1 protein-coding gene is annotated in these 895 nt (G+C 78.8%); it reads right to left on the bottom strand.

Annotated features, from left to right (window positions below; all coding sequences use genetic code 11):
* Positions 1–165 precede the first annotated feature (165 nt).
* A partial coding sequence (locus tag JNW98_RS35360; RefSeq protein WP_223772358.1) for a response regulator transcription factor occupies positions 166–895 on the bottom strand: 730 nt, incomplete at its 5' end.

An 895-nucleotide genomic window follows, 5' to 3' on the forward strand; every position in this document is an offset into this window, starting at 1 on the left:
GCGGCCGGCCCGCGGTGGTCGGCGGGTCTGCCCGCCCGTCCGGCCGGGGCGGGTGACCGCCGCCGGACGGCCCCCGGTCGCGGTCTGCCGCCGGCCTCGACGGTCCTGCACGCAGCGGGGCCGGGCAGGGGTCCACCCCGAAGGCCGCCGCCCCTCCCCCGTCCGTCAGGGCGCCTGGCGGACCACCGTGCTGCGGGTGGGGACGGGGGACGTGGCCGGGGCCGGGGGGCGGCCGACGGCGGCGCGGTCGAGGAGGCCGGTGCGGGCCGCCAGGGCGGCGGCCTCCAGCCGGGAGCCCACGCCGAGCTTCATCAGCACCCGCTGCACGTGCGTCCGGGCGGTGCTGGGCGCTATGCCCATCCCGGCCGCGATCAGCCGGGTGTCCTCGCCCTCGGCCACCCGGACCAGCACCTCCACCTCGCGCGGGGTCAGCAGCTGGAGCAGCCGGGCACCCTCGTCGTCCGGCTGGGCGGCCGGGTTGAGGAGTTCGGCGAAGGCACCTTGGAGCAGCTGGGGCTCCACCGCGGCCTCGCCGGCGCGGGCCTTCATCATGGCGCGCTCGACGCCCTCGATGCGCTCGTTGTGCCGCACGTAGCCGGAGGCGCCGGCGGCGAAGGCCGCGGCGATCCCGAGCGGGCTGGGCACCGGGCCGAGCACCACGACGGCGACCTGCGGACGCTCCCGTTTGATCCGGACCACCGGATCGAAAGCCCCGGGCTCCGCCGGGGCGGCGGTCCCGAGCAGGCACACCTCAGGTGCCCGGCTCACCACCAGATCGGCCGCTCCCGCGCTCGGCGCCGCCGCGGCCAGCACCCGGTGCCCCCGCAGCTTCAGCGCCGAGGCGAGCGCCTCGGCCAGCAGCCGATGGTCGTCGACCACCATGAGCCGCACGCCC

Source organism: Streptomyces huiliensis, assembly GCF_020037025.1.
Classification (GTDB): domain Bacteria; phylum Actinomycetota; class Actinomycetes; order Streptomycetales; family Streptomycetaceae; genus Streptomyces; species Streptomyces huiliensis.